The 24843-nt window shown below is 32.8% G+C and carries 24 protein-coding genes; 4 read left to right on the top strand and 20 right to left on the bottom strand.

Translation table 11 applies throughout. From position 1 onward, the window contains the following. Window positions 1-37: 37 nt before the first annotated feature. Both CCORG_RS02425 and CCORG_RS02420 read right to left on the bottom strand, forming a co-directional pair. Window positions 38-724 carry a class I SAM-dependent DNA methyltransferase gene (locus CCORG_RS02425; RefSeq protein WP_025803021.1) on the bottom strand — a complete coding sequence of 229 codons (687 nt, stop codon included), beginning with the start codon at window positions 722-724 and terminating at the stop codon, window positions 38-40. Continuing rightward, the gene (locus CCORG_RS02420; RefSeq protein WP_025803022.1) at window positions 724-2067 is read right to left on the bottom strand and encodes an FAD-dependent oxidoreductase; all 1344 of its coding nucleotides are present in this window, start codon (window positions 2065-2067) and stop codon (window positions 724-726) included. The genes CCORG_RS02425 and CCORG_RS02420 overlap by 1 nt, the downstream gene beginning before the upstream one ends. Before the next feature lie 143 nt (window positions 2068-2210). Here CCORG_RS02420 and CCORG_RS02415 point away from each other — a divergent pair, with 143 nt between their 5' ends. Further along, complete coding sequence (locus tag CCORG_RS02415; protein WP_025803023.1) at window positions 2211-3983, top strand: biotin/lipoyl-containing protein; 1773 nt, start codon at window positions 2211-2213, stop codon at window positions 3981-3983. Between the two features lie 41 nt (window positions 3984-4024). On the opposite strand, the gene CCORG_RS02410 is transcribed toward CCORG_RS02415, so the two are convergent. The 5 genes from CCORG_RS02410 to CCORG_RS02390 are packed head-to-tail and all read right to left on the bottom strand — an operon-like array spanning window position 4025 to window position 8028. After that, a complete protein-coding gene (locus CCORG_RS02410) occupies window positions 4025-4972 on the bottom strand; it encodes a hypothetical protein (protein WP_025803024.1) in 948 nt (315 codons plus the stop codon). Continuing rightward, the gene (locus tag CCORG_RS02405; RefSeq protein WP_025803025.1) at window positions 4969-5619 is read right to left on the bottom strand and encodes an ABC transporter ATP-binding protein; all 651 of its coding nucleotides are present in this window, start codon (window positions 5617-5619) and stop codon (window positions 4969-4971) included. The genes CCORG_RS02410 and CCORG_RS02405 overlap by 4 nt, the downstream gene beginning before the upstream one ends. Then, window positions 5616-6779, bottom strand: a complete 1164-nt coding sequence (locus tag CCORG_RS02400) for an ABC transporter permease (protein ID WP_025803026.1) — start codon at window positions 6777-6779, stop codon at window positions 5616-5618. The genes CCORG_RS02405 and CCORG_RS02400 overlap by 4 nt, the downstream gene beginning before the upstream one ends. Then, the gene (locus CCORG_RS02395; RefSeq protein WP_025803027.1) at window positions 6780-7061 is read right to left on the bottom strand and encodes a hypothetical protein; all 282 of its coding nucleotides are present in this window, start codon (window positions 7059-7061) and stop codon (window positions 6780-6782) included. It lies immediately after the preceding gene. Further along, the gene (locus CCORG_RS02390) at window positions 7048-8028 is read right to left on the bottom strand and encodes a nitrous oxide reductase accessory protein NosL (protein WP_025803028.1); all 981 of its coding nucleotides are present in this window, start codon (window positions 8026-8028) and stop codon (window positions 7048-7050) included. Before CCORG_RS02390 ends, CCORG_RS02395 begins: the two co-directional genes overlap by 14 nt. A 110-nt stretch (window positions 8029-8138) precedes the next feature. On the opposite strand from CCORG_RS02390, the gene CCORG_RS02385 reads away from it, so the two are divergent. Beyond that, the gene (locus CCORG_RS02385) at window positions 8139-8819 is read left to right on the top strand and encodes a TenA family protein (RefSeq protein ID WP_025803029.1); all 681 of its coding nucleotides are present in this window, start codon (window positions 8139-8141) and stop codon (window positions 8817-8819) included. Next, window positions 8820-9203 carry a diacylglycerol kinase gene (locus CCORG_RS02380; protein WP_025803030.1) on the top strand — a complete coding sequence of 128 codons (384 nt, stop codon included), beginning with the start codon at window positions 8820-8822 and terminating at the stop codon, window positions 9201-9203. It begins immediately after the preceding gene. Here CCORG_RS02380 and CCORG_RS02375 read toward each other — a convergent pair. Genes CCORG_RS02375 through murC form a run of 6 tightly spaced genes read right to left on the bottom strand, consistent with a single transcriptional unit; the run spans window position 9200 to window position 14884 of the window. Then, window positions 9200-10042 carry a DUF817 domain-containing protein gene (locus CCORG_RS02375; RefSeq protein WP_025803031.1) on the bottom strand — a complete coding sequence of 281 codons (843 nt, stop codon included), beginning with the start codon at window positions 10040-10042 and terminating at the stop codon, window positions 9200-9202. The two genes, CCORG_RS02380 and CCORG_RS02375, sit on opposite strands and share 4 nt — an antisense overlap. Window positions 10043-10053: 11 nt before the next feature. Then, complete coding sequence (locus tag CCORG_RS02370; protein WP_025803032.1) at window positions 10054-10425, bottom strand: RidA family protein; 372 nt, start codon at window positions 10423-10425, stop codon at window positions 10054-10056. Between the two features lie 13 nt (window positions 10426-10438). After that, a complete protein-coding gene (locus tag CCORG_RS02365; RefSeq protein ID WP_051487259.1) occupies window positions 10439-11044 on the bottom strand; it encodes a LysE family translocator in 606 nt (201 codons plus the stop codon). Next, window positions 11041-13242, bottom strand: coding sequence for an endonuclease MutS2 (locus tag CCORG_RS02360; RefSeq protein ID WP_025803034.1), 2202 nt, complete (start codon window positions 13240-13242; stop codon window positions 11041-11043). The genes CCORG_RS02365 and CCORG_RS02360 overlap by 4 nt, the downstream gene beginning before the upstream one ends. Continuing rightward, window positions 13239-13580: a hypothetical protein gene (locus tag CCORG_RS02355; protein ID WP_025803035.1), complete on the bottom strand. Its 342-nt coding sequence runs from the start codon at window positions 13578-13580 to the stop codon at window positions 13239-13241. Before CCORG_RS02355 ends, CCORG_RS02360 begins: the two co-directional genes overlap by 4 nt. Continuing rightward, entirely contained in the window at window positions 13577-14884 is a 1308-nt protein-coding gene (gene murC / locus CCORG_RS02350) for a UDP-N-acetylmuramate--L-alanine ligase (protein WP_025803036.1), read from the bottom strand. The genes CCORG_RS02355 and murC overlap by 4 nt, the downstream gene beginning before the upstream one ends. A gap of 150 nt (window positions 14885-15034) precedes the next feature. On the opposite strand from murC, the gene CCORG_RS02345 reads away from it, so the two are divergent. Further along, complete coding sequence (locus CCORG_RS02345; protein ID WP_025803037.1) at window positions 15035-16228, top strand: multiheme c-type cytochrome; 1194 nt, start codon at window positions 15035-15037, stop codon at window positions 16226-16228. Between the two features lie 18 nt (window positions 16229-16246). Here the strand turns inward: CCORG_RS02345 and CCORG_RS02340 are convergent, their stop codons facing one another. The 7 genes from CCORG_RS02340 to ileS form a co-directional block, all read right to left on the bottom strand. Further along, window positions 16247-16915, bottom strand: a complete 669-nt coding sequence (locus CCORG_RS02340) for a HesA/MoeB/ThiF family protein (protein WP_025803038.1) — start codon at window positions 16913-16915, stop codon at window positions 16247-16249. After that, entirely contained in the window at window positions 16908-17705 is a 798-nt protein-coding gene (locus CCORG_RS02335; protein WP_025803039.1) for a carbon-nitrogen hydrolase family protein, read from the bottom strand. Before CCORG_RS02335 ends, CCORG_RS02340 begins: the two co-directional genes overlap by 8 nt. Beyond that, window positions 17698-17904: an exodeoxyribonuclease VII small subunit gene (gene xseB, locus CCORG_RS02330; RefSeq protein ID WP_025803040.1), complete on the bottom strand. Its 207-nt coding sequence runs from the start codon at window positions 17902-17904 to the stop codon at window positions 17698-17700. Before xseB ends, CCORG_RS02335 begins: the two co-directional genes overlap by 8 nt. Further along, entirely contained in the window at window positions 17889-18995 is a 1107-nt protein-coding gene (metX, locus tag CCORG_RS02325) for a homoserine O-acetyltransferase MetX (RefSeq protein ID WP_025803041.1), read from the bottom strand. The genes xseB and metX overlap by 16 nt, the downstream gene beginning before the upstream one ends. 85 nt (window positions 18996-19080) lie before the next feature. After that, window positions 19081-20523, bottom strand: a complete 1443-nt coding sequence (gene guaB / locus CCORG_RS02320; RefSeq protein WP_025803042.1) for an IMP dehydrogenase — start codon at window positions 20521-20523, stop codon at window positions 19081-19083. Then, entirely contained in the window at window positions 20524-21882 is a 1359-nt protein-coding gene (gene gatA, locus CCORG_RS02315) for an Asp-tRNA(Asn)/Glu-tRNA(Gln) amidotransferase subunit GatA (protein WP_025803043.1), read from the bottom strand. 99 nt (window positions 21883-21981) lie between these two features. Beyond that, a complete protein-coding gene (ileS, locus tag CCORG_RS02310) occupies window positions 21982-24732 on the bottom strand; it encodes an isoleucine--tRNA ligase (RefSeq protein WP_025803044.1) in 2751 nt (916 codons plus the stop codon). Window positions 24733-24843: the final 111 nt, after the last annotated feature.

Genomic DNA, 24843 nt, shown 5'->3' with positions numbered 1-24843 from the left:
TTTATCCTTTTAAAATTTATATATAAATTTATCCAAACTAAACTGCTTTTTGGAAACACAAAAGCCACTTATCACTCTTTTCATAACCATACAAATTCAGATCTTCACAACTTAAAAGCTCTAAATTTTCTCTGCTTTTAAAATTTGTTTTTGGGTGATAATACTGCTTTATAACTTTAGAAAATTTACTATATTTAGAGCTATCTTTTTTAAAATAGATAAACTCACTCTCTAAAATATTATCATCAAAAATAGCATCTACTATAAGGTGATTTTCACCATCTTTTTGATGTAAAACGCCTTGAGCGACATCGTTAAAACCAAAGTAGGAATTTACATCAAAAAGTAAATACCCACCATTTTTAAGGGCATTTGATGCATCTTTTAAAAACTCATCTAAATTTTTAATATAATTTACCACATCAAAACTAGCAGTTATCAAATCAAAATCACAGTTAAAATTTGATAAGTCCACGCACTTTGCATTTAAACCTTTTGATAAGCAAATTTTAACCATTTGCTCGCTTTTATCAACGCAAGTTACATCAAAATGCTGAGCTAAAAGCTTAGCAAACTCACCACTTCCACAACCAAAATCAAGCGCTTTAAAGCTTTTAAAATTTAAGCTTGAAATTTTATTTAAAAAAACCTTATAAAGCTCATATTTTGCCTCATCAAAGCCTAAAATTTCTTCTACCTTAGCATAAAAATCAAGTTCACTCATTAGCAAATCTCAAGTGTGAATTTAGCATCATCAAAGCTTTTGCCTAGAAAATCACACGCTAAGATGGCATCTTTTCTAGCATTTCCTAAACAGCTTGTAGCACCTGGACTTGGAGTCATATTAAAAACAATGCCATAATCAGTATTTATACTTGCCTCGCCTAGTAAAAGCTTTTTGTTTTTCTTATCAATAGCTTGAGGTCTAACTCCGCCAAAACCCTTAGCGTAGTAGATATCACTAGCTTTTAAAGATGGCACTATTTTTCTAGCATCTTTTACAAAAAGTTTTTTATTATAAATAGGAACTTCAAAAAGAAGATTTCTAAGAATGTAGCTTCTTATCTCTTTATCGCTAAAAAGCTCTTTTGCTACTGCTAAAATATCCCTGTCAAAAGATAAAGCATTAAAAAACTCTGGCACACTTTTTAGCCCGTGATAACGCTCTAGCTTTGGAAGAATTAGAGCAGTTGGTCCAAAACGAGTAGCACCATTTTTAGAAGTTAAATCAGGATCACCATGAAGTGCAGCAAATGGAAGCTTTGGGTTTTGAACCATATAAACCTTGCCATTTAAAAGTTTCATTTTTGACATATAAAAGCTACCTGCTATTGAAACCGTGCCATACTCCTTGCCTTCGCCCATTTTATGTGCTAAGAAAAGTGAGTGAGCACCTGAGTTTACAACAACATAATCAGCACTAATAGAGAGATGATTTTTTGTCTGTATGTAAAATTTAGAGCCGATTTGGTCTATATTTATCACTTCTGAATTTAAGTAAGTATCAAAAATTTTATTCTCTTTTTTGGCATTTTCTATAAAGCTAACACTCATAGCACCATAATCTACAGTCGTATAAACACCACTTCTTACGCCCATAGCTACGATATTTTCAGGGCGTTCGTTAGCATTTTCATCAAATACAACTCGTGGTTCAATCTCTTTTAAATCACTCTTTTCATAAAGTTCAAGATATGGATAAAGAGTTCTAAACTCAGCAAATCTCTTTCTTATCTCATCTACTTCTTTTTCCCCTACACCAAGGGCTATTTTTTGCGTTTGAAATATAAATTTGTTCTCATAGCCATTTCTAGTACAGTAATTTACCACCATATCAGCATTTTCTTTAACTTTGGCAGCTTTTTTATAATCGTAATTTGTCTCTATATCTCCGCAGTGAATAGTCTGAGAGTTTGAGGTGCGTTTTGAGTTAAGTGTTGAAAAGCCGTAGTATTTCTCAACTAAAGCTAAGCTTTTAATATTTGTATATCTAGCTAAAGTATAAGCTAGTGCCGTACCACTTATCCCCCCACCAATAACTACAACTTCATAGTGCTTTTCTTGCATTTCAAACTCCTAAACAAAGTAAAATTTAATTACACATAGTATATCTCAAACCACCTAAAATTTGGTATAAATTTGAAATGTTAAGGATAGTTAATGTTAAAATTTGATAAAATTATCAATCATTGTGACTATAAAGGACAAAAATGGCAAAGAAATTTATTGATATTATGGATACGACTTTTAGAGATGGATTTCAATCTGTCTTTGGAGCAAGAGTTTTGATGGATGATTTTCTACCAGCAGTAAGTGCAGCAAAAGAAGCTGGTATTACTCACTTTGAATTTGGTGGTGGAGCTAGGTTTCAAAGTCTGTTTTTCTATCTAAATGAAAATGCTTTTGATATGATGGATAAATTCCGCGAAATTGTAGGAAAAGATGTAAATCTTCAAACCTTAAGTCGTGGAATAAACACCGTAACACTTGATACTGGAAGCCGTGAAATGATAGATTTACACGCAAAACTGTTTAAAAAACATGGCACGACTACTATTAGAAATTTTGATGCGTTAAATGATGTAGAAAATTTAAAATATAGTGGCGAAAGAATCACTCATCATGGGCTAAAACATGAGATAGTTATAACCATGATGGATCTTCCACTTGGATGCAAAGGCGCACACGACGCGGCATTTTACGAAAAAGTTTTAAGAGAAATTTTAAAAAGTGAAATTCCTTTTGATAGTTTGTGTTTTAAAGATGCAAGTGGAACTTCAAGCCCACAAAAAGTTTATGAAACAATAAAAATAGCTAGAAAACTACTTCCACAAGATACACATATCAGACTTCATACACATGAAACAGCTGGAGTTAGCGTTGGGTGCTATTTAGCTGCGCTTGAAGCTGGCGTAGATGGTATAGACTTAGCAGCTCATCCAGTAAGTGGTGGAACAAGCCAACCTGACATATTAACTCTAATTCATGCCACAAAAGGCAAAGATTACGATCTTGGCGGTCTTGATCCTGAAAAAATTCTAAAATATGAAGAGGTTCTTTATGAGTGCTTGAAAGATTACTTTATGCCACCTGAAGCAACTAAAGTAAATCCTATAATACCATTTTCACCGATGCCAGGTGGAGCACTTACTGCAAATACCCAAATGATGAGAGATAACAATATCTTAGATAAATTTCCAGAAGTTATAAAAGCTATGCGTGAAGTGGTAGAAAAAGGTGGATTTGGAACAAGCGTAACGCCAGTTAGTCAGTTTTACTTCCAACAAGCATTTAATAATGTAATGTTTGGACCTTGGAAAAAAATAGCTGAAGGTTATGGCAAAATGGTTCTAGGATACTTTGGTAAAACCCCTGTGCCGGCTGATTCAAAAATTATAGAACTAGCTAAAAATGAGCTCAAACTTGAACCAACTACAAGAAGTGCTATTGATATAGCTGATGAAGATTATAGTAAAAGCAGTGAATTTGCTAGAAGTGTTCTTGAAAAAGAGGGCATTGAAGCTACAGATGAAAACATATTTATCTATCTAGCTTGTAAAGATAAGGGGCTAAATTTCTTAAAAGGTCACGGTGACATAAAGGTAAGAAAAGGTGGAAATTCAAATCAAACCCCTATAAAACAAGGTGATTATACTATCGTGGTAAATGGCGTTAAATACAACACTTCTATAGCTTATGGTCATGATGCAAATATTGAAGTTGTAAGTGTATTTAAAGAAGGAGAAAATGCTCCAAAAACAAGAACTATCTCTGAAAATGACATCTTATCTGAGATAGCAGCTAATGTTTACAAGGTCTTAGTAAAACCAGGAGAAAAGGTAAAAGCTGGTCAACCTATTGTGGTTCTAGAAGCTATGAAAATGGAAATAGAAGTAGTTGCCCCAAAAGATGGAGAGATAAAAGAGGTCTTTGTAAAAGTTGGTGGAGTTGTAGAAAGTGGAGAGCCATTAGCTAGTTATTAATTTAGAGTGGCTAAAACCACTCTAAATTTTATAAATTTATCTCACAACCAAACCCCATTTTTTATATAATAAGCTAGCGGATAGTAGCTTAAAAGTAGCACTAAAATAGAGTTTGCAACCATTGAAATTTTATAAAGATATGGATTTTGTTCTCTATTTAAAATTTCTAAAATAAATACAAAAAGTCCTGGCAAGGTCCCTATAAATATCAAAATATAAACAAAATACCCAACATAGCCATAATCCCCTTGAAGCAGGCAATAAGGGCATTTATGAGTTGGCAACTCATAAATATAAGGCGAGAAAAATCTAATAAGTGCTTGCCAAGAGATAATCATAAAAACTGGCGAGAAAAATCCTACAAAAATATCTATTTTAAAATATGCTGAAACAAATAAAGCTATAAAAAATATATAAAACGAAGATAGTAAAAACCCACTTGAATACCAAAATTTAAGCTTACTATCTGGAAGAGTAGAAAAAAGATCACTACAGCACAAAACCGGACGCTCTAAAGAAATTCCTTTAAAATGCAGAATTTCTAATACAAATTCCACAACCAAAAGAGCAAAAAGTGGTAAAAAAAGCTTAAATTTAAGCTTTAAAAATTTAGAATCAATCGTCTTTGAATCTTCAAAATGAACTAATAGCCAAGCTGAAAGTAAAAAAAGATTTATAATTTTTATAAAAAACATCGGTACGCCGTAGTTTGTAGCACTAACAATTCCTGCTGCACACATCGCTCCTGGCACAAAACCACTTATCTCATCCATGGTCCAGATAAAATACAAAAACAAAGGAAGCTTTACTATCAAAATAAAAGCGATGATAGTTGAGATTAAATAGCCATTTTTTGCTAGATTAAACTGCTTTGTAGATGAAATTTCAGGATTATAGTTTTTTACGATATTTATAGCAAAAATAAATCCCACAAAACCAAGCAAAATAAGCACAAACTGCACTATAAAAAGCGTTAAAATATAGTTCATTTATGCTCCTTATTAAGCTCATATGAGGCATCTGCTATGCCGCTATTTAATAAAAACGGATCATGCGTTGAGATAATTATCGTCTTATCACTCATATCCTTAAAATACTCTAAAAGATTTTGACTAAGTTTTGCATCCAAATTTGCAGTTGGCTCATCCGCTAGGATGATTTTAGGGTCATTAATCAAAGCTCTAATTATAGCAACGCGTTGCTGTTCGCCACCGCTTAAGCTTTTTACTAAGACTTTTTCTTTATCTATTAAGTGAAATTTATCTAGTAACTCTTTGGCTTTTTTTATACTGCCACTTCCATCAGGAAGAGTTGGCAAAAGCACATTATCAAGGACATTTAGAGTTGGAATAAGATTAAAATTTTGAAAAATAATGCCTAAATTTTCGCGTCTAAATTTAGATGCAAATTTAATAGAAAGCTTTGTTATATCAGTTTTATCTATAAAAATGGTTCCACTTGTTGGTTTATAAAGCCCAGCAATCAAGGCTAAAAGTGTACTTTTACCACTTCCGCTTATACCTTTTAAGAAAAAAGTCTCACCCTCTTTTACACTAAAATTTATATCACTAACCGCGCTAAATTCAGTACTTTTTCCCTCATTAAAAATTTTAGAAACTCCATTTAAACTAATCATCTTAGCACCTCCCCAGCATCCCAGCTTGCAACTTTCCAAGCAGGTATGATACAAACAGCTATATATAGTGGCACGGTTGTAAAAAATAGTAAAGCTATAAGTCTAAAATCAACACTAAACATGAGTTCAAAGCTAGGTTTTAACTCATCGTAACCGCTAAAAATTCTTATCAAAAAAGGTGCATTTAAGCCATATACAAAAAATATAGCAGCAATAAGCCCAACTAAAAAAGCCAAAACAGACATAATGCTAGCTTCTAAAAGCTTATATCTAATAATATGAGAAATTTCCCACCCTAAAGCCTTTAAAATGCCTATTTCACGCCTTTCTTCACTTCTTAATCCACTAGCTTTATCATATAAAATTATTGCGTATGTAACAAATGAAATCATCAAAAGCATCAAAAACCAGCCACTTTTATAATCATATAAAAGCTGATACTGCCTTAACATTTCATCTTTTGTTATCACTTTTAAAGTAGGATTTGATATACGAATTTTATCAGCAGTTAGGTCTACTTCTTCATGATTTAAAACTCTAATAACAAAATCTGTATAAAAGTCATCGCTAAGCCCTAAAATTTTACGAGTAACATTTTCATCAAGCATTATAATATCGGCATTTTCAAGAGCATTTTTAAATTTAAACTCTCCGCCAACTGATACTTTAATCAAACTATTATCAGGAGTAAAAAACGGTATCCCACCATAAACATAGATATCGTCTTTAAAAAATTTTAAAACTTCAGGACTTGCAACCATCAAATTCTCACCTTCTGGAAAATTCTCAGCTACTTTTTTGATATCATCCATATAGTAATCAGTAAAAGTTTTAATCCCAAAAATAGTTAGATAAATTTGATTTCTCTCAAAGTAATACTGCCCCCAAACCCTACCTTCTATGCTTGATATGCTTGGATAATCCCAAAATGTATCCATATCACTTGCATTTATAGGAACGTTTCTGCCGCCGATATTTTTTTGGACAAGTAGTTCTGGAAAATCCTTACTTATTAGCTTATACTCTTTATTTAGCGAATTTGTTATCATCATAGCACAACTCATTAAAAAAACTAAAAATGCAAATATCACCATCAATGCTAAATTTTTATATCCATAACGAGTTATACTTGAAAGCGTGTAGTCAAAAATCGTTTTCATTTACTCTCCTAAATTTTTACTACTATTAACTGAGTTTACAAAGCTAGCCATATCGCTTTTTTTAAATGCTGGATGGGTGGTGTAAATTTGATTTATTCCATGTAAATTTGGATGGCGTTGATATGGAGTTTGCGTGTTAAAAGCAAAGCTTGTCATTCCTGTAGTTTTGATAAAATTTAGTTTACTTTCTACTTTATAATCTTTAGTGCTAAAATATAAAATTTCAAAAACTAAAAAACCAAATAAAACTACGCATAATATGTAAAATCTACTCTTTTTCACAGCTTTTTCCATCCAAATCTAAAACTACACACTTAGTAATATCATCAAATTTCAAGATTTCTCTGCCTCGGTGTTCAAGCCTAAAAGCCCTTGCATCGCTTTGATTTAAAAATGCTATTAATTCATCTCCCATCGGACCTAAAACATCGCTTCCTGCCACAAAATAAGCCTTAGTTATATCAATCATATTTCCAGTGTAATAATCACTCACAAAACCACCATTAAATTTAAAATCCCTACGCCCGTATTTTTCATAATCAAAGTAAAATTTCATAGCATCTTTTACTCCATCAAATACAAGTCTGTCTTTGCTGTCAAGCTCTCCAAAAACAGCAGCCCATCTTGGATATTTATAGACAAACATCCCACAAACTGGGCATTTTTCATGTTCAAAAGCTTCAAATTTAATAGCATCACCACTTAAATTTGCCCACAAAAATTCAGCCACAAGTTGAGCTTTTCTATCATCTAAATCTTTACATTTTTTTATAATTTCAGCTTTTAACTGGCTTATATAAGCAAAATTAACTAGTGAAATTTCAGGACAAAGCTTTTCATAAATTCTTTTTCCCATTGGATAAAATTTCTTTAAATTTTTAGATCTTTTAGCCTCAATCTCTTTTGATTTAAGCTCATAAGCCACACTAAAAGCAGAGTCTAAATCCAAAATTTTAAGCTCTTTTTTTTCATCTTTTAAAACTTTTAAATTTCCATTTTCAATGGTGTAGAGTGGATTTTTTATAAATTTACCATCAACTAAAGCTTTGATTGAGCTAAATTTAATATCTTCACTTTGCATATGATAAGCTAGTTCTTTTAAATCACAATAATATAGCTCTTTATTAGCCATATTTTCTGCAATATGGACATTTTGACACTGGCTTAGTTTCTTGCCACTAAAATCACTAAACTCCACGCAAAATATAAAATTTAGAAAAAAAACCGATAAAAAAACCAAAATTCTCATAAAAATCATTATACTTAAATGGCTGTAAATTCTGCTTAAATTTAGTATATTATTTATGAATTTGTTACTATTATATAGTAGTATTTATTACTTAAACAAAAAGGATGCTCATGACACTTCAAGGACTTATAGATAAAAATATTGATGTTTGGGATAAATTTATACATCACGAGTTTATAAATTTGATTAAAACCTCAAAACTAAGCCAAGATGCTTTTAAAGATTATCTCATTCAAGACTATCTTTTTTTAAGGCATTTTAGTAGATTTTTTGCTTTAGCTATGTATAAAAGTAGAGATTTTGAAGATATGAATTTCTTTTTTAATCTCCTTGAAAATTTAGTAAATTTAGAAATTTTTCACCATATTAACTACTGTGATGAAGCTGGAGTTTCTATAGATGATATGGATAAAACAGACGAAGGAGTTGGAACAATAGCCTACTCAAGATACTTAATAGATGTAGCAAATACCTACTCAATACCTGAAATTTTAGTAGCAACTGCACCTTATTCTATAGGACTTTACGATATCGCTCAAGAACTTAGCAAAACTAGTAGTGCTTACAAATCATGGATAGATATGCACAAAAACGAAAGCTTTATAAATACAGCAAGAAAAATCGAGCAGTTCTTAAACGAAAAAATAGCTGATATAAGCTATGAAAGTGAAGATGGAAAAGTACTAAACAAAGTCTTTAGAAACGCTTGTATAGCTGAAGCTGGAATGTTTACACAAAGTATGGAGAGATTTCAACCAAAAAGCCTTTTTAGTAGAATTTTTGGAAAATAGATGCAAAATTTAGATAACAAATCTAGAAATCAACCAAAATACAGCCTTTTTAAAAACACAAGCTACGCCCTTAGTGGGCTTAGAATGGTATTTAGAGATGAAAGCTCATTTAAGTTAGAGTTTTTCATTATAGCTCCTTTTATAATAATTTCGCTATTTTTAGATGTAAGCTTAAGCGAACATTTGCTGCTAGCTGGTTCTATGGTTATCATACTAATAGTTGAGTGTATCAACTCAGCCATTGAAAGGTGTATTGATATAGTTACAAACGAATACCACATACTTGCTAAACAAGCAAAAGATGCTGGAAGTGGGGCTGTGTTTTTAAGCATATCAATGGCTATGATAACGTGGATATCTATACTTTGGAATTTAGTGTTTTAGCTTACTACAGCTACAAAGACTCTTTTTTTAATATCTTTTAAAAATACCGTTATAGTAAAGGTTAAAACCACAAGCAAACTCCATGAATTCCACTTACCAAAGCTTACTTTATCCCAAGCTCCAAGCTGGTTTGGGTAGCTATAAATTTCAAAAAATGTACATATATTTTCCGCAAACCATATAAAAAACCCGATCAAAATAAAAGCTAAAATAAGTGGCATTTTACGAACTATATCAAGCGGTGTAAAACATACAAAAGTTCTAGCATAAAGTCCTAAAATAAATGCCATAATATAGTATCTAAAATCCCCAACATAGTGATGGGTAAAGAAATTTATATAAATAAGAGCAGATGTAAAAACAGCTAAAATTTGAGGCGGATAGTGATAAACTTTAAGATCAAAAAGTCTATAGCACTGAACTATATATGACCCAACTGCTGCATACATAAAGCCAGAAAAAAGAGGAACCCCTAAAATCTTAGTATAAGCAAAGTCAGTATAGCTCCAAGAACCAATACTAACTTTAAAAACCTCTAAGATAAATCCTAGTAGATGAAAAACGCATATAGCTTTTACTTCATCCTTACTCTCGAGCCTAAAAACAAACATAAAAATTTGAATTAAAAGAGCTATGATAAGAAGCAAATCATATCTATAAATTCCCAAAAATCCATCTCTAGGAACCAAGAACAAGGCTATAAAAAACAGCCCTGCAAAAAGACAAGCTCTAGCTTGCTTTATACCAAAAAACCAAAACTCAATCAAAAATCTTTTAAAACCTGATATCTCTCTAAAAGAAAAATCAAGTAAAATCTGATCAACTCTATTTAAAATCATTTGCCGATATTTTAAGCTTTTGCGATTAGTTCTATCTCTATTTTTACATCTTTTGGCAGTCTTGAAACCTCAACACAACTTCTTGCTGGTTTATGAGAACTAAAAGTTTGTGCATAAATTTCATTAACCTTATCAAAATCATTAATATCAGCTAAAAAAATCGTTGTCTTTATAACATCTTCAAATTTAGCACCAGCTTCATCTAAGATGGCTTTTAAATTTTCTAAAACCTGCTTTGTTTGCTCTTCAATGCTCTCTCCAGCTAACTTTCCATCTTTTGTGTATGGAATTTGTCCTGAAGTAAAGATCAACCCCGAAGTTTTTATAGCTTGAGAGTAAGGACCTATGGCCTGAGCTGCTTTGTTTGTCGAAATAACTTTCACTTTATCCCCTTTATCAATGAATTTTCAAAAAAGTATTATACAATATATAAAATACAAAACCCATTATAATAGCAATTGAGCCCCAATTTAAAGCATTAATTATCTTTTTGCTTAAAAAATCTCTACTTTTATAAACCACATATGGAAAAAATGCTATCCAGCTAACTATGCCAATCCAAAGCCCACTAAGCATCGAAATAAAGCTATTATCACCTGAAACTAGCGTAGTTGCCATACTAAACCAAAACATCATAACATATGGATTTGTTATATTTAAAAGCATACCTTTTATAAACATTTTTATATGTGAATTTTGTTGAGTTTTAACAGCTTTTATGTTGCTATTCATGCCTTTATAAATTCCCCATGCCATATATGTCAAATAACACGCCCCAAAAACTGAAAAAACCTTGATAAATATCTCATTATTAAAAATTTGAGTCATTCCAAACAAAATCAGCCCAAGATAAACCATATCCACAAAACTAGCCCCAAGACCGATACAAAGAGACTTTGTGTAGCTTTGAAGAGCATATGACATCATAAGAACTGTTATTGGGCCAACAGGAATTGCAACTCCCCAACCAAGAAGAATTCCAGCTAAAAATGACTCTATCACAGCTTTATAACCTTTGAACCATATCCACCTTCACTAGGCGCTCCATCTCTAAAACTAACCACGCTAGGGTGAGCTTTTAAAAACTCCTTCACAGCAGCACTTAGCTTTCCTGTGCCAATTCCATGCTTTACCACAATCTCATCAAAACCCAAAACCAAACTATCAGATATAAATTTATCTAAACGATTCATCGCTTCATCAACCCTAAGCCCGTGAAGGTCTAGTATAAGTTCTGGATTTGTAGGTTTATTTACACTTATTTTTACGCTTTGCTTTTTAGGTTGTAGTGGCTTACTGCTAGGATTTAGCAAATTTAGTCCAACTCTAAGCTTTAATCCATCACTTAAAACTGTCGCTTCTTTTTTATTGATCGCTATGATTTCGCCTTTAACACTTCCATATTTTACAAAATCGCCCACCTTAAATTCATATGGTTTTGAAATTTTAGGCGGTTTTTTTACGGCATTTATTAGATCATTTGCTTTATTGATGCTTCGCTGCTTGTCTTTTATATCTTTTAAATTTATACCTCTTTTTGCTTCATTTATAGCCTTATAATACTCCATCTCAAGGCGTTTTATCTCGCTTTGGATCTTTTCATCTGCTTTTGTTTTTTGATCTTTTAAGCTCTCAAGTAGTTTGTCAAGCTTTTTCTCTTTTTCATCTGTAGATACGATTTTTTCTTTTAACTCAAGTTCTAAATTTATAGCCTTCGTGATAGCTTCATTTAAATTTTCTTTATCAACGCCATAAATTTCTTTAGCTTTTGCCACTAAATTTGGTGGTATATTGTAGCGAAGTGCGGTTTCAAAAGCGTAACTTTTGCCTATTATGCCCTCTAAAAACTCAAACTTTGGAACTCCTTGCTTTTCATCATATAAAGCCGCTATCAACTCAACTTCACTATCTTTTGAAAGAAGCATAGCAAGGCGTTTATGGTGAGTTGTGATGACCATTTTAACATCACTTTTCATTAGCTGTTCTATCATCACAGAGTAAAGCGAAGCTGCCTCTTCAAAGTCAGTACCAAGTTCTATCTCATCAACTCCAAGTAGCAAATTTTTACGCCCAAAAAGCTTACTAAAACTAAGCATTCTTCCAGCAAATGTTGAAATGTCGTTTTTAGAATCTTGTGGGTCTTCCATAATAAGTTCAAAATCCTTAAAATTGCCCACCTTTGAAGCATCTGCTTTTATTCTCATAGGAAGAAGGTATTTTGATAAAAGTGCTACACTTAAGATGCTTTTTAAAAGCATTGATTTTCCACCAGCATTTACACCTGTGATAAGTAGGACTTTTTTACTAAAATTTAAGCTAATTTTTTTTGGATTTTTAAGGGCTGGATGAGCAAAATCCTTAATAACAATATCTTTTGAGTTATCGCTTAGTAAAAATTCTAAATCCTGGCTTTTTGCTAAAAATGCCCTAGCCAAAAGGCTATCAAGCTTATCAAAAGCTCTGTTTATAAAGCGTAAAAAAAGCAAATTTTTATTAAAAACAGAACTTATCTCTTTACAATGTTCATAAATAACTTCTTGAATACTATCTAAAATTTCAGCTTGCTGGCTTTTAAGATTAGATATAGAATTTGGCGATACATAAAAATACCCGCCACTACTTCTACCGATAACTTGCCCTTTTAATGCGTGATTAAAACCGCCACGAACTAGAATAGTTTCTGCTTCATTTACGTAGTGAATTTGAGTATCAACAAGATATGGAGCTAAACTTTTGGTATAAAGTAGCTTTTTAAGTTCAGAATTAATTTGCTCTTTTTTTACGCGGTATGACTCTTTTAAGGAGTAAAATCTACTATCAACTTCATCTTTAAATTTGCCTTCATCATCAAAGTAGTTTGAAATTTTGAGCAGTATAGTAGGAATTTCTATCTTTAAAAGCCATGAATTTAAAGAACCTTCAAATTTAAATTTTTTGATATAAGAAAAATAGTTTATAATCTTAGTAAACTCATAAATTTCACTGATATGCAAAACTCCAAATTTAGAAATTCTCATCAAAGCATCATCTAAATTTGTTATATTTGGTGGTGGAGTGATATCAAATTTAGCTAGTTCTAAAATTTGTTCGTAGTTTACCTTGCTATCGCCTTCTAAAAACAGCTCCTTAGGACGCGCTAAAAAGCTTTCAAATTTAGCTAAATACTCATCTAAATCGACTCTTTTAAAAAGCTCTCTCACTTCTTACACTCATCTATACTAAATTGTAAGCCAATAAATTTCTCACTAGCTCCTTGTCTGGCTAAAAAACTATCCATCTTTTCAAGATATATAAAATTTGTAGAATTTACATCCACGCCGTTACATTTTAAATTTTCACCTTGTAAAAAGCTCATAGATAGATCTTTTGCATTTTCTATATCTTTTTTAGCGCTACTTTCATAGATATAAAAAATAGCCAAAAACAGCACTAAAATTCCAACAACTCCTAGCTTCATCTTTTTGTTGAGCTTATCTTCACTTATGGATAAAAACACCAAAATAGCAAGTATAAATATCAAAAAAAGTATAACTCTCACAGCATTCCCCTTATTTGAAGGCTTATATCGCCTGCTCCAAAACCAATAACTATGCCTTTATCCAAAAGATGCTTTACACCATAAATATCTATAAATTCCACTTTTTTATCAAGCCCTTTTATTCTGTCTGTAAAAAGTGGATTTAACTCTTTAAATTCCTTTTTTAAATCTATGCCATTATCAGCTTCTCCTGCACTATAAACAGGTAAAATCACAAGCTCATCAGCCTCCTTAAAACACTCTTTAAATCCTTTTAAGTTTGCTTTTAAACGAGTATAGCGGTGTGGCTGAAATATCGCTGTAATCTTTGAAATTCCTAATAAATTCGCATACTCTTTAACGCTTTTTAAAGTTGCTTTAATCTCTGTTGGATGGTGTCCATAATCATCAATTAAGACAAAATCCTTACTAGCTTCTAAAATATCAAATCGTCTTTTTATCCCTTTATACTCAAGCAAATTCTCTCTAACACTTTCAAGCCCAACTTCGCAAGCTGCTGCTAAAATAGCCAAACTTGCATCAATTGCGATATGTTCTCCAATGCCAAAAACTTCAAATCTACCTAAATTTTTAAGATTAAAACTCATATATGGTTCATAATCCCTTAAAACAAGCTTTATATCGGTAATATCCTTACTTGGATAGAGTTTAATGCACTCTTTTTTCAAGCTTCCCAAAAACTCATCTTCAGCATTTATTACGCAAATTTTAGCTCTTTCTAAAAAACCACGATATGCCGCATAAAACTTGTCTGTATCAAAATCATAATGCTCCATATGTTCTGGTTCTGCGTTTGTAACTACAGCTAAATAAGGGTTTGAGTTTAAAAAGCTGCTATCGCTCTCATCGGCTTCAAAGATGATATTTTCACTCTCAAAATACTTCATATTTGACCCAAAAGCTTTTGAGATAGCTCCTATTATAACGCTTCCTTCAACCAAACTTGCTAGCATTGCTGAAGTTGTGCTTTTTCCATGAGCTCCTGCAACCGAAAAGACTTTTTTATCTTTTAAAACAATTGGCAAAGCCTCTTTTCGAGAAAGACAAGTAATGCCTTTTTTTCTAGCCTCTATAAGCTCTACATTATCATCTTTAATAGCTGCTGAGTAGATCACAATATCTTGGTCTTTTATTACATCTTTAGAGTGAGGTACACTAACACTCATACCCTCATCTCTTAGATCTTTTATAGTATCACTTTGCTTTATATCTGAACCAGTTATGATAAAATTTTGCTCTTTTAAAAACCTAGCTAATGCTGAAATCCCAATGCCCCCGATACCTATGAAATGAACTTTTTTCAAAATTTTCCTTAAAATTACTTTTTAAGTGATATTTTACCAAAAACTACTTAAATTTATGGAATGTTTAAAAATATAACCATTTAATCAAATTCTAAGTTTAAGTTATATATAATTTAAACTTATATTAAAATATTAAAAATAAGGATTATTGTGAAATTCTTTTTAAAAAGCTCTTTGCTAATTTTAGCTTTAGTATCTTACATTAACGCAAGCAGTGCTATAACGCATAGATTTATAGACCCAAATAATTGCAAAACCTGTCATGAAGAGCAGTTTGGTATGTGGAAAACATCACTTCATGCTATAAGCCATGAAAATAACAATCCACTTTTTAGAGCAGCCGTTAGACTCGTATCAAGCGAAACCCACAAACCATATGATGAGGTTTTGATAAGTTGTGCAAACTGCCACAACCCAAGACTTGAAATTAAAAATGTTGATGAAACTTTTATCATAGCTCAAGCTTTTGGTATAGAAACTGAGTCGACAAAAAAGGCACAAAATGCCCTTGAAGCAACACATATTCAAAACGGAATAAGCTGTTATATATGTCATAATGTAGATAATATATCAAATATCGGAGTTGGATATCAAAATTTTAGCTGGACAAAAGGTGATGAGATAGCAGGACCATATGATGACCCTAAAAATAGAGCTGGTTTTCACACAAGTGTATCAAGAGAGCATTTTAAAAGTGGAAATGATCTATGTCTATCTTGCCATCAAGGAAAAGGCTTAGCAAATGAATTATCAACTTATAATACAGGAAATGAGTATCTATCAAGCAAAGATACACAAAGATGTGTAGACTGCCATATGGGAGAGCCTAAACAAGGCATTATATCACCTCTTATAAAACCAAACGATGCAGTAAAAAGAGACATAAGAGATCACCTTTTTGCTGGCGCAAGAAACAATAAACAGCTACTTACAGATGCAATTGATGCTGAAATTTCTATAAATTCAAATGAAGCAACACTAACCGTATCAAACCTAATCTCTCACAACTTTCCAACTGGTTTTAGTGGGCGAAGTTTAATAGCACAGATTAGCTATCTAGATAGTGATAAAAAAGAGATAAAAAAAGAAAATATTGAGTTTAAAAAAGTATATCTAAATAAAATGGGAGTAAATACACTTTCATACTCAGCCCAAAATCTCCAAAGCGATACAACGCTTAAGCCTTATGAGAGTAGAGAGTTTAAACTGCTGCTTCCAGATAATACTAAAAACATAAGCGTATCATTTATATATTATGTACTAGACCCAGCTCTTCAAAACAGAATAATAGTAGATGATGATAAATTTACAAAACCATACATTATAAAAAATTTGGAATTTTAATTATTAAAAGCCCTAAATTTAGGGCTTTTGTAAACTAAATTTACTGACTTTTAATTCGCCTGAACTTATGTCTAGATAGTAAAGAGTATCTTTTTTAACATCTAAATTTGCTAAATACCTAAGCCCTAAATTTGCACTAAAACTAGCTGCAAACATTACAATCGGTGCTGCCAAACCCTCAGGATTTATACCATCTTTTAAAAGCGGTTTAAAGCTTGCTTTATCAAAAAAGCAAACCTGAGAGTGAAAAGCTTGAGTAGATGCATAAATCCAAGGTGTATTTGTGTTTTTTGCGAATTTATCTATACAAGACCTTGTTTCTAAATTATCAGTTGCATCAAAAATAAGATCAAATTTAGTACTGTTTTTAGATACAAATTCACTAAATTTCATCTTGTGAGTTATAACTTCTACGCCATCATATCTGCTTTGAACCACACTTTTAAAGATATCAGCCTTAAATTTACCCTCATCATTTAAAGTAAAAAGAATCTGCCTATGGATATTATGAAGCGATACAGTGTCAAAATCAACAACTTGAATTTCTCCTATCCCACTAGCACCCAAAGCATATGCAAATGAACTTCCAAGCCCGCCACTACCGATGATAAGAATTTTTTTATGCTTTAAAGAATTTTGAGTTTGCTCACCCCAAAGCTGAATTTGTCTATGAAAATAGTTACTCATCAATACCCTTTAAAATTTCTGTAAATTTCCACAGTTTTCTCTCATCTTTTATCTCTTTTTTAGACAACTCAAAAAGTAAAACCCCCTCTTCAAAACTAAGCCTACTACTAATCTTGCCATTTGGTGAAACTGCAAAACTATCACCGTAAAACTCCCAGCTTTGATTGTTTGAAATTTTAACTTTTCCAACACGGTTTGCCCTTAAAACATAGACTAAATTTGTAAAAGCTCTCATTGACAAAAGTTTTTCCCATCTTAAATTTGACTCAAATGTAGATGCTGTTGGAACCAAAACAGCGTCCACTTTAGCATCTCTCATATACTTCCAGCTTATATCAAAATGTGTCTCAAACCCAGCCATAACTCCTATTTTAAAGCCGTTGTGATTAAAACATAAAAATTTTGCTTTTTCAAATTTGTTCTTAAAAAAACTCTTCTCATCCCAATGACTATAGTTCATAAGGAAATTTTGTTCAACAAATCTTACGCTTTTTGGACTAAATTTGGCTATAACTTTATAGTATCCACCTGCTTTTTCTATAATAAAAGGAGCAACTATATCAATCTCATATCTTTTGGCAATATCTTTAAAAAGCTCTAATTTATGTGAGATTTGCTCATTTATCATCGCTTTTGGCATCTTAATAAGCTCACTAAAAAAGCTATTTAGCACATACTCACCAATTAAAGCTAAACTTGCCCCACTATCAACAACAGCCCTTATATAATAATCAATCCTACCCTCGCTCATTGATAGCGTAGGAAGCTGAAGGATAGCTACTTTACTCAACGCCTAACTCCTTATCTATCTCAATGATCTCTAGCTTAGCATCTTGAAGTTGATTTTTTGCTTCAACTAAGATTTTCAAAGCTTGCTTATAAATTTCAACGCTATCATTTAGGTTTAAATTCTCATCTTTTAGCTTTTCAAGATAAGAGTTTAAAATTTCAACATTTTCTTCAAAGCTTTTTTCTAATTTCTCTTCCATTTTATCGCCCTTTTTACATAAAAATCAAATTTATCTATCTCCACTAAAAATGCATCATGCCCGTAACTGCTGTCTATATTGAAATACTCTACCATATTTTTTCTACCAAGATCAAGCATGGTAGAGTAAATTTCTTCCATTTCACTAGGCATAAAAAGCATATCACCACGAAAAGATATAAGAGTAAGTCTTGCTTTTATGTTAGACAAAGCATCTTTTAAGTCATCATAGTGGCGAGTTGCATCAAAGATATTCATCATTTTAGCGATATACAAATAACAAAGTGGATCAAATCTTTTAGCAAAATTTGAAGCGTTATACTCCATATATCTATCTACTTGAAACCTACCTTTTAACTCATAAAGACCATCTGTTTCAACATAGTTTCTACCAAATTTTACTTCAGTAGAATAAGGACTTAAAAAGCTAATATGCCCCGCCATACGCCCTAATTCCATACCAACCAAGCCGTGAATTTTAACTAAATTTTTATCGTAGTTACCACCATCAAAGTGAACATCATTTAATATACCATGTATGACTATACGATTAAACGCTATCGCCCAGGCTTTGGTTTGATAAGTTGATGCTAACATTATTACTCTATCGCTAAATTCAGGGTGTTCTATAGCAAAACAAAGTGCCTGCATACCGCCTAAGCTTCCACCCACTATAGCGTGAGCTTTTTTTATACCGATTCTAGAAAAAAGTTTCATTTGAGCATTTACTACATCAGTGATTGTAATAACTGGAAAATTCAGTCTATATTCACTTCCACTACTCTCATCTATATCAAGCGGACAAGTTGAACCAAATGGAGAAGATAAAATATTTACGCATATTACAAAAAACTCATCTGTATCAATAGCCTTGCCACTTCCTATCATAGCGTCCCACCAGCCACTTTTAGTCTCATTTTCATATCTTCCAGCTGCGTGATGACTTCCTGTTAAAGCATGGCAAACCACTACAGCGTTACTTTTATCCGCGTTTAGTTTGCCATAGCTTTCGTACTTAAGCTTAAAGCTATTTAAAATTCGTCCACTCTCTAAATGAAGTGGTTCGTTAAAATACTCAGTTTTAGTAACCATAAATTCCTATATATTTTCTTTGCTAAAGCTATTTAAAGCATTTGCTATTTTGACTCAAGCATAAAAGCAAATGTTTTTATAAAACCTAGTGAACTCTATAGTTTGGTGCTTCTTTTGTGATGATAACATCGTGAACATGGCTCTCTTTAAGACCAGCTGAAGTAATCTCAACAAACTGAGCTTTTTCTTGAAAAGTAGGTATATCTTTACTTCCACAATACCCCATAGAGCTTCTTAAGCCGCCAACTAGCTGGAATACCACATTTTTAAGTGTTCCTGCGTATGGAACGCGTCCTTCAATTCCTTCAGGTACTAGCTTTTCAGCTGCTGTTCCTTCTTGAAAATACCTATCAGCACTTCCTCTTGTCATAGCTCCAAGTGAACCCATGCCGCGGTAAACCTTATACTGTCTTCCTTGATAAGTTACCATATCTCCAGGACTCTCATCACACCCTGCTAAAATACTTCCTGCCATTATAGAACTAGCTCCAGCTGCCAAAGCTTTTGCGATATCACCTGAGTATTTTATACCACCATCAGCAATAACTGGAATACCATATTTTTTAGCTTCAGTCGCACAATCACTTATAGCAGTGATTTGTGGCACACCAACTCCTGCTACTATTCTAGTAGTACATATACTTCCTGGTCCAATTCCTACTTTTATAGCATCTGCATCCACTAAATCTTTAATACTTGCTGGATTTGCCACATTTCCAACCACAATATCAACATCAAAAGCTTTTTTTAGCTCTTTTAAAGTTGATATTATATTTTTAGAGTGTCCATGGGCTGAGTCCATAACTAGTGCATCAACTCCAGCTTTTACCAAAGCTTCAGCTCTATCAAAGTGCCCTACACCAATGGCTGCTGCTACAACAAGTCTTCCATATTTATCCTTATTTGAGTCTGGATACTCTACTCTTTTTTTAAGATCTTTTATAGTAATAAGACCTTCTAAACGGTCATTTTCATCAACGATTGGAAGTTTTTCAACTTTGCTGTTTCTAAAAATCTTCTCCGCATCATCAAGTGTGCAGCCTTTTGGAGCTGTAATAAGTGGCATTTTTGTCATCTTATCACTGACTTTTGCATTAAATTCAGTCTCAAATCTAAGATCTCGGTTAGTTAAAATTCCTAGGAGTTTTCTGTTTTCATCAACCACAGGAACGCCTGAAATTCTATACTCAGCCATTAAATTTAACGCATCTTGCACAGTAGCATCAGGGTGAACATAAATAGGATCTATTATAACGCCACTTTCACTTTTTTTAACTCTTTTTACCATTCTAACTTGAGTTTGTATGTCCATATTTTTGTGAATTACACCAATTCCACCAAGCCTTGCCATCATAATAGCAGCTCTATACTCAGTAACCGTATCCATAGCTGCACTTACTATTGGTATATTAAGGCTTAAATTTTTGGTAAATTTTGTCTTTAAATTTACATCTTTTGGCACTATTTCTGAGTATTGAGGAACTAAAAGTACATCTTCAAAAGTTAAAGCTCTTTTTACTATTTTCATCTATTTTTCCTTTGCAATTTTTTCTAACACCAGTCCTGCTTCTAGGACACTTTTATCATCTCTTGCTTTACCAATTATCTGAGCTGATATATTTAATCCATTACTATCTTTTGCAATCGGAACTGTTATAGCTGGAAGTCCTGCTAAATTTACTCCTACAGAGTAAAGATCACCCAAATACACACTTAGTGGGTCTTTAATCTCACCAAATTTGTAAGCCGTTGTTGGTGCAACTGGGCTATATATAACATCAGCATCTTTAAAAATCTCTTCATACTCTTGTTTTATAAAATTTCTAGCCTTTTGAGCCTTTACATAGTAAGCATCATAATACCCACTACTTAGCACAAAAGTCCCTAAAAGCAAGCGTCTTTTTACTTCAGTACCAAAGCCTTCTGAGCGAGTTTTAACATACATCTCATTTAAATCTTTAGTACTTGCTCTTCTGCCATATCTTACGCCATCAAATCTACTTAAATTCGCACTTGCTTCAGCATTTGCGATGATATAATAAGTTGCTATATCTATTTTAGCGTTTGAAAGAGTTTTAAAAACTACCTTATGACCATCAGCTTTTAGCTTTTCTACACCTTTTAAAAGCGCTTCTTTTACTTCAGAACTTGCATCATTTATATAGTTTTGTATAACTGCGATTGTAAATTTTCTATTTTTATCTAAATTTGAAACGCTTTGAAGTTCGCCGTTAAAACTTGTGCTATCTATATCATCATGACCTTTTATTATCTCATAAATAATAGCAGCATCTTCTACTGTTTGAGTAATAGGTCCGATTTGATCTAAGCTACTTGAGTAAGCTCCAAGACCGTATCTGCTTACATTTCCATATGTTGGTTTAAATCCCACACATCCACAAAATGCCGCTGGTTGCCTAATACTTCCACCAGTATCACTTCCTAAAGCTGCTATAGCGATCCCACCAGCCACAGCCGCTGCACTTCCACCGCTACTTCCACCTGGTACATGGTTGTGGTTTGTAGGGTTTAGAGTTTTGCCATAAAATGATGTTTCAGTTGTTGATCCCATAGCAAATTCATCCATATTCGTTCTACCAAATGGTGAAATTCCAGCTGCTCTTAGCTTTGTTATAACTGTTGCATCATAAGGAGCGATGTATCCTTGTAAAATTTTAGAAGCTGAAGTAACGCTCCAGTTTTTTACTTGGATATTGTCTTTTATAGCTAGTGGAATTCCATCACCGCTTTCATTTATCTCTTCACCCGTTAACTGCTCCACATAAGCACCTAAAACTTTTTGTTTTATAATACGCTCTTTAAGTTCTTTTCTAAGCTCAGCTATATCGCTACTGCTTAAATTTAGTGCCTCTTTTAAGCTTATCACACTCTCTCCTTAAATTTATTTACAAAAAATACTCCTAAAGCTATAAAAATAGCTAGAACAAAAACTGTTATAAAAACTACAATAAACGGCAAAGGCTCATTAAACATTTAAAACCTTCGCACATCTTGGACAGACGCTACCTTCTGCATCTGCATCAAATTTCCAGCATCTTGGGCATTTAAATTTAGGTGAAATTACTAGTCTAAATAGCTCTCCATCTACCCTAAACTCAGCCAAACTATCGCCATCACTTATACCTTCTACCTTACTTACCATAAACCAATCTACTATCTCACTCATATCAGCAGACATTATCTCAGTTGAGCTTGTTTGCAAAACCAACTCTAGAGTTGATTTGATAGTTTTATCTTTCTTTAAAGAATCAATAACTTCAAAAAATTTCTCTCTAGCATCTATAAAAATTTCATCATTCAGCTCACTGTCAAATTCAAATTCCAAACCTTTATATACCAAATCAAAAGCATCTTTTTTACCATCTTTTATAACATCAGGCGCGTACTCCATAACCTCATCAACTGTATAAGTTAGCGTTGGAGCGATAAGTGCTAAAAGCTCTCTAGCAATGATTACCATCGTGCTTTGAGCTGAAATTCTGCGAGCTTCATTTAAGTCATCACAATACAACCTATCCTTACATATATCAAGATACACGCCACTTAAATCGGCACTTAAGAAATTTAAAAGCGTATTAAAGCCTTTTGAAAAATCATAATTTCTAAATGCCAAACTTGTCTCTTTAAAAGCCTTAGTTGCTCTAGTAAGTATCCACTTATCAAGCATGGTGAAATTTTGGCTTTCTACCTCTTTTAAATCGCTAACATTTGCTAGTAAAAATCTTATTGTATTTCGTATTTTGCGGTATTGCTCACTTACTTGTTTTAAGATAGAATCACTTATTTTAAGATCGCTTGAATAATCACTAAGTCCAACCCAAAGCCTTAAAATTTCAACGCCATATTTTTTAGCAACTTCATCAGGAGAGATGACATTTCCTATGGATTTACTCATCTTTTGACCCTTATCATCAACGGTAAAACCATGAGTTAGGATTGTTTTATATGGAGCTTTTTCATTTGCTGCACAACTTACTAAAAGTGAGCTTTGAAACCAGCCACGGTGCTGATCGCTTCCTTCTAGATACATATCAGCTGGATAATTTCCAGCATCATAATCCCCACTTGCTAAAACCGCACTCCAAGTAGAACCGCTATCAAACCAAACATCTAAAATATCCATAACTTTTTCTAAATTTTCTGGATCATAGTTTGAGCCTTGTGGCAGAAGATCTTTTATCTCATACTCCCACCAAGCATCACAACCTTTTTCTTCAAAGATATTACCAATATGATCTAAAATTTCTGTATCAAAAATCGGCTCTTTGGTAGCCTTATCTCTAAAAAACGCAATCGGAACGCCCCAATCTCTTTGCCTTGATATACACCAATCAGGTCTATTTTCTATCATTGTAGTTAGGCGGTTTACTCCGCTTTCAGGATAGAATTTTATATTTTTTATCTCGCTTAGTGCCAACTGCCTTAAAGTCTTACCATCACTAAGTTTTGGCTCATCCATAGCGATAAACCACTGCTTTGTAGCTCTATAAATCACTGGTTTTTTAGTTCTCCAACAAAATGGATATGAGTGGGTAAATTTACTAACTCCTACCACGCTATCACCTAAAATTTCAATGATCTTCTCATTAGCTTTAAAGATATGAAGCCCTATAAACTCATCTAAAAATTCCTCTTTTATAAGAGCTTTAGTTCTTAAAGTCTCATCATATGTGCCATCTTCTGATACTGGCATGATAACTTCTATGCCGTATTTAAGAGCTGCAAAATAATCATCCTCACCATGTCCTGGTGCGGTATGAACAAGACCAGTTCCTCCATCCATCAAAACATGTTCGCCTAAGATAAAAGTTGAATTTCTGCCATTTAGTGGGTTTATCGCGTTTAAATTTTCTAATTCACAAGAGCTAAATTCCTTTAAAATTTCACCATTTGTAAAGCCTTTTTCTACCATAACTTCCAAAAGTGGCTTAGCAAAGATAAATTTTTCAGCCACAACGACATATTTTTCATTTGGATTTAAAGCTATGGCTTGATTAGCTAAAAGTGTCCATGGAGTTGTGGTCCAGATAACTGCTTTTGCGTCATTTACGCCAAGTTTTTCATTTGCCTCTTTACTTAAATCAAATGCCACATAAAGTGAGTAATCTTCCTTATCTTTATACTCAACTTCAGCTTCAGCCAAAGCTGACTTTGCCGCCCAGCTCCAAAACACAGGCTTACTTCTTTCAACCAAAAGCCCCTTTTTAGCTATCTTACAAAGCGTTCTATAAATTTCAGCCTCAAATTTAAATTTCATAGTCATATAAGGATTATCCCAATCCGCAATAACTCCAAGAGTTTTAAACTCATCTCTTTGTATATCTATAAATTTAGTAGCGTGATCTCTACAAAGTTCTCTGAGTTTACCTTTTGATACGCTATCTTTTTTTCCGCCAAGACTTACTTCAACTTGTTGCTCTATAGGCAAACCATGACAATCCCAGCCTGGAGTGTATCTTATGCCTTCTCCAAAAAAGTAGTGGGTTTTTAGAATAATATCTTTTAAAATTTTATTTAGTGCATGTCCGATGTGAAGGTGTCCGTTTGCATAAGGTGGTCCATCATGAAGTGTAAAATCAACATTTTCACGCTTCATTTTCTCATAAATTTTACGCTCATTATACCAGCTATTAAACCTTTTTGGCTCATTTTCTGGCAAATTTCCACGCATCGCAAATTCTGTTTTTGGTAAAAAAAGTGTATCTTTATAATCCATATGTGCCTCTTGTAATAAAAATTCGTTGATTTTACCTAAATAGTTCTGAAATTTGGGTAAAACTTTAGATAAATTTACATAAAACTTGTATAATCTTTAAAATTTATGGAG

Source organism: Campylobacter corcagiensis, assembly GCF_013201645.1.
GTDB classification, from domain to species: Bacteria; Campylobacterota; Campylobacteria; order Campylobacterales; family Campylobacteraceae; genus Campylobacter_B; species Campylobacter_B corcagiensis.
The sequence above is the reverse complement of the archived record's forward strand: the minus strand, read 5'-3'. Positions and strand labels throughout refer to the sequence as shown.

Bases quoted from the DNA above. Each gene is read 5' to 3' on its own strand.
- CCORG_RS02425 (WP_025803021.1), bottom strand. From the start codon at position 724: ATGAGTGAACTTGATTTTTATGCTAAGGTAGAAGAAATTTTAGGCTTT.
- CCORG_RS02420 (WP_025803022.1), bottom strand. From the start codon at position 2,067: ATGCAAGAAAAGCACTATGAAGTTGTAGTTATTGGTGGGGGGATAAGT.
- CCORG_RS02415 (WP_025803023.1), top strand. From the start codon at position 2,211: ATGGCAAAGAAATTTATTGATATTATGGATACGACTTTTAGAGATGGA.
- CCORG_RS02410 (WP_025803024.1), bottom strand. From the start codon at position 4,972: ATGAACTATATTTTAACGCTTTTTATAGTGCAGTTTGTGCTTATTTTG.
- CCORG_RS02405 (WP_025803025.1), bottom strand. From the start codon at position 5,619: ATGATTAGTTTAAATGGAGTTTCTAAAATTTTTAATGAGGGAAAAAGT.
- CCORG_RS02400 (WP_025803026.1), bottom strand. From the start codon at position 6,779: ATGAAAACGATTTTTGACTACACGCTTTCAAGTATAACTCGTTATGGA.
- CCORG_RS02390 (WP_025803028.1), bottom strand. From the start codon at position 8,028: ATGAGAATTTTGGTTTTTTTATCGGTTTTTTTTCTAAATTTTATATTT.
- CCORG_RS02385 (WP_025803029.1), top strand. From the start codon at position 8,139: ATGACACTTCAAGGACTTATAGATAAAAATATTGATGTTTGGGATAAA.
- CCORG_RS02380 (WP_025803030.1), top strand. From the start codon at position 8,820: ATGCAAAATTTAGATAACAAATCTAGAAATCAACCAAAATACAGCCTT.
- CCORG_RS02375 (WP_025803031.1), bottom strand. From the start codon at position 10,042: ATGATTTTAAATAGAGTTGATCAGATTTTACTTGATTTTTCTTTTAGA.
- CCORG_RS02340 (WP_025803038.1), bottom strand. From the start codon at position 16,915: ATGAGTAACTATTTTCATAGACAAATTCAGCTTTGGGGTGAGCAAACT.
- xseB (WP_025803040.1), bottom strand. From the start codon at position 17,904: ATGGAAGAGAAATTAGAAAAAAGCTTTGAAGAAAATGTTGAAATTTTA.
- metX (WP_025803041.1), bottom strand. From the start codon at position 18,995: ATGGTTACTAAAACTGAGTATTTTAACGAACCACTTCATTTAGAGAGT.
- guaB (WP_025803042.1), bottom strand. From the start codon at position 20,523: ATGAAAATAGTAAAAAGAGCTTTAACTTTTGAAGATGTACTTTTAGTT.
- ileS (WP_025803044.1), bottom strand. From the start codon at position 24,732: ATGGATTATAAAGATACACTTTTTTTACCAAAAACAGAATTTGCGATG.